Raw genomic sequence first — 4,328 nt, forward strand, 5'->3', positions numbered from 1 at the left:
TCGATTCCTCTCGGGCGTACCATAAGTAAAATCGGCACTTTCAAGGATTTATTGGAAGTGCTTTTTTATTTGACACAAATTTTGGCGCCTGTTTTGACATTAATTTATATGCATTTTTTTGCATTTAGAGTTCTTTTGCATATATTTCCCAAGCATCTTTCTTTCCCGAAACAAACCTTCTGTTCTTACAGAAACTGAACAAAACCATAACATCTCCGGATTGAGTCAAAGAAAGAAATGACACCAAAAAAGTGTAAGCAAGAGGAGAGCAAAAATAAATGATATTTGCTGGAATTAATGCTATATTAATGAAAACAAATTATGAAAGAGGGGATTATAATGCAGGACTACTTTGCATCACTATACAAAACAACCCAGGCGCACAACCTGCAGCGTAACCGATCCATGCCCTTGAATTTTGCCCGTGAAGAGGATTACGATTGCTTCTGTGCCATGTGCGGCGGAGTTGACCATTTCCAGCAGGAATACCCGCAATTATATGCGCTGGCTGTCAACACTCGTCAGCACTATGTTGATCATTATCGGGATTCATCCGCAGCCAAAGGTTTTGTAGATAGCTGTATGGTCAATGACATCACCTATGACCAGGCCGGGCAAAAACTCACTTCCTTCGGCACGGTTTGTCTGACCCAATTTGCGCTGCGCATGTTTGTAACCTTGACCCTGTATGACGGGAATAATATTATCGGCTGCAATACGGCATTCGGCAACGGGCATAAAAATCTCACCATTACCTGTACGGTTGAGCAGGTGAATCTGCCCAACCACAATATCAAGGCGATTTTGCATGCCACCTGGGAATTTGCCAACAGCAATTTATTAAACTCCTATATAACTGAGAGCACCTTGCTAACCTCGGTGGCTGAGGTTATTGACCATATCGATATCACCGACCCCGTTCATAAAAAATCCGGCCCGGCTGACGACATCGGGGTTTGTTATGCCCGTACTCCTATAGCTGCCGAAAAAATCGATTACAGCTATCCGGAAGCTCGTACCCCGGAAAGACATCAGAAGCTGTATCTGGACAACCGGGGCCAGGTGGTGCTGGCCGGCGGCTACACCTTTGATCGGGTCAAGCCCAACAGTGTAGGGGTAATTTTGAACTGCGAAGGCTTTGGCGGTCTTTTCTATAATGGCGAAGCTCCGCAATTCCAGGCCCAGGCAGGCGGTTTTAACTGGACGTTTAACCAGTATTGGAACAATTATATTACCGAAAGCGTAATTGCGGGCAATCGCGCCTACAAATTTGATATGGAGGCTATATTCTATGTCCATGAAGATAATCAGGAACACCTCTTAAAGGTTTCCAGTTATCCGATTTCCCAGCCCAGTCCCCACTACAAACAGATTTCCAAGATACATCTGTACTGGGGCTGCCTGGCGGAAGATACCCTGGTGCGGATGGCCGATGGAATCGCCCGGAAGATCCAAGAGGTGCGGATAGGCGACCAGGTGATGGCCAATACTCAAGGGATGCCTGCCACCGTCACCAACGTGTGGAGCGGTACCGATGAAACCCTGTATTGCCTGCGGGCTGACAATGACGCGGAGATTTATGCCACCCGGGATCACCCCTTCATAAGCAGAAATGGTTCCAAACCGCTTATCCTGCTGAACGACCGCGATGAACTGCTGATGGAGGACGGCAGCTACAGCCGCATAAAATACGCTTATCCGCTCGCTTTCGGAAAGAGAATCTTCAACCTGGATCTGAGCGGCGAAGCGCACACCATGATCTGCAACGGATTTGTGGTAGGCGACAACTACGCCCAGGGGTTGGCTATCGATTACCTGAACCAAATCGAGAATATTGATGTTCCCGCCGAGGTTATTGCTGAAAGTGAAAAACTGAGCCGCAACTGGCAGGCGGCCATAAAAGAGGTGCTGAACCATGAAAAATATTAACCGCAAAAACATCAATGGGCTGAGAACGTATAACGACAGTTATATGCAGCATAACCCCATCCCGGATTTCACCCTGGGCGGATCCCGCCCGTTCACGCTGCAGGTGTTTTTCAGCCTGCTCAGTGACAGCTCGCGGGGAGTCCTGTACCGGCAGGAAGGTGTCTTTGAGCTGGGTATAGAGGAAGGCATGATATATTTCAACGCTCCCGGCTTCTGCAGTTTAAAAACCGATTATCCGAACGAGGTAAAGCTGGTCCCCCAGTATTTCTATTACGCCGCGATAAGCTATGACGGAACCGATACAGCCCTGTATTTGCAGGGCTATCCGGTTTTAAAACAGACCAAAACCGGAACAGCGGCAGTCAACAATAATAATTATGACATAGGCTGCGGTCATAACGGGTATGTTACTGCCATTCAGGTTCACGACCAGGTCCTGTCGCCGGAGCAGATTCTGGCCGCTGCCGCCAATCCGCTGACTTCATCCGAGCACTGTGTGGCCTGGCTGGATTTCTCCCAGCGCCAACCGCTTGATAGAAGCAAGAGCCAGCTTAATATCTGGATAGCAGGAGATAATACCAAACACAGATCTGCAATCGTCAATCTGGTGGCTTGCACCGCCTGGGACGGCAGCGGCTGTGCTCTGCTGACCAATAACCTGTCCACTGAACCCACCGCCTATTCCATCATTGGCAAGGTTTTCCCGCAGCGTACCCAACTGGCGCAGATCTGTCTGTATTCCAACCGCCGTGATGACAGAAGCAGCGGTTTGGAGATTCTCCTGCAGAAAACTGCATCCAACAACTTCAAGCTGGTTTTTGCCAACGGTACTGCGTCAATTGTTTCCGAGCGGGAGTTACTGCCTGATCAGTGGGGTGATTTCGCGGTTACAGTAGCCCATAACCATGTAACCCTGTATGTAGATGGCACTGCCGACAATAGCGGTACCGCCACCCGCCCGCTGGCCGGCAGGGAGACTGCCGTTATCGGTGCCCGCACTATTGACGGACGGCCTGACTACACGGTAGGCTACAAAGGATATATTGACTATATGGCTGAGTTTGATGAGGCTTTAAGCCCGGAAAAGATCAACAGCTATATTGACAATCCCCCCTTCATATTTGACCCGCACATAGTATCCAATATGTTTATGGCCCAGCAGTATCCCCAGGAAATCGTATATAACAAGCCGATTGCCCTGGTACGCAACGTCCGGTTTGTCCTGGCGGAAAACACCAATCCACTGGACTGCGAGAAAGGGGTTGCCTGTTTTATCCCCACCGAAGAAGATCCCCTGTGGGCCACATTGACTCCCGAACAGCAGTGGCAAATGGAAACCGACAGCAAAACCAGCGAGGAGGTCACTCACTCCGTATATGGGGTTCAGGCAGCCGGCAGCGCCGGCATGTGGATGCTGGGGTCAACAGGACTTCGCCGCCGCCGCATCCGGGGAGTAGAGTATCAGGAAGTCCCTATGGAAGAAGTAGCCGAAGCCAGACCAGTACAGATTGCGGCCCAAACCGGACGCGCCGGGGCCATGTCCTTTTTCAGCTGCGGGGGCATAACCGCCGGTTTCGGTACTCTATTGCAATCACCGGTCTTCTGGGGAGTAGTAGCCGCATCTGCCACAGTTGCAGTAGTAGCTGCGTTAATCATTGCGCAAGACAAAAAACGTCCTGCGGCTGACGGCGAACTGCAGATAGTTTCATTGAAGTTTGATCACGATGCCGACCCCTCCCTGGGTAGTATTCATTTTCGCAGCAACCAGAGCAATGCTCCGGTAAGCATGGAATTCAGCAAAGGCAGTAATGAGCAGATTAACATGAGCGGAGTATTCATACCGGCCTTGCTGACCAACCCCCGTCTGACCATCACGGTCAAATTCGTATCCTCGACGGCTGAATCCCTGCGCTGCAAGCTGTCGGCGCAGGAGCTGGACAGCGCCCATCCGCTGCTGGGGAATGTAAGTACGAATGAAATCAATATTGCCAAAAATGAAACTAAAACCATCGATGTTAATCTGAGCCTGTCTGATCTTATCAAGAATGCCTCCATAAGCAAAAACAGCAACACCTGGAAATGGTCATTCCAGGATCTGGACAACAAGCAAAGCAAGTTTATAATCAATTCCAATCACCTGGTTTACACCCTGCCGAACACTCCCAAACACCCCTGGAACAGTGCCGCCGGCGCCTATAACGCCGGGGATATCACTTATGTATGGACTGATGTGATTGATGTTTTGATAAAGATGATTCCGCCTGCATCAACGGATGTGATCGGTGCGCTCGCAACTTCCCACAATAATTCGTCATCATTCAGATATGATACTACGCGTGGGGCTTCATTCTATACCGATGATCAGCGTCGGGTTAAAATGAGCAAATACTTGAATGATC

3 protein-coding genes are annotated in these 4,328 nt (G+C 49.6%); all 3 read left to right on the forward strand.

All coding sequences use genetic code 11. The features are described 5' to 3' along the window. Positions 1 to 198, forward strand: a 198-nt coding sequence (locus tag B2633_RS16610; RefSeq protein WP_483171797.1) for a hypothetical protein, incomplete at its 5' end; no start/stop codon positions are given. Between the two features lie 123 nt (positions 199 to 321). Next, positions 322 to 1,929 carry a Hint domain-containing protein gene (locus tag B2633_RS16615; RefSeq protein ID WP_483171798.1) on the forward strand — a complete coding sequence of 536 codons (1,608 nt, stop codon included), beginning with the start codon at positions 322 to 324 and terminating at the stop codon, positions 1,927 to 1,929. Next, a partial coding sequence (locus B2633_RS16620) for a LamG-like jellyroll fold domain-containing protein (RefSeq protein WP_483171799.1) occupies positions 1,916 to 4,328 on the forward strand: 2,413 nt, incomplete at its 3' end. The genes B2633_RS16615 and B2633_RS16620, both read left to right, overlap by 14 nt.

Origin of the sequence: Syntrophomonas sp. UBA1041 (assembly GCF_002316705.1) — a bacterium.
GTDB lineage: Bacteria > Bacillota > Syntrophomonadia > Syntrophomonadales > Syntrophomonadaceae > DTU019.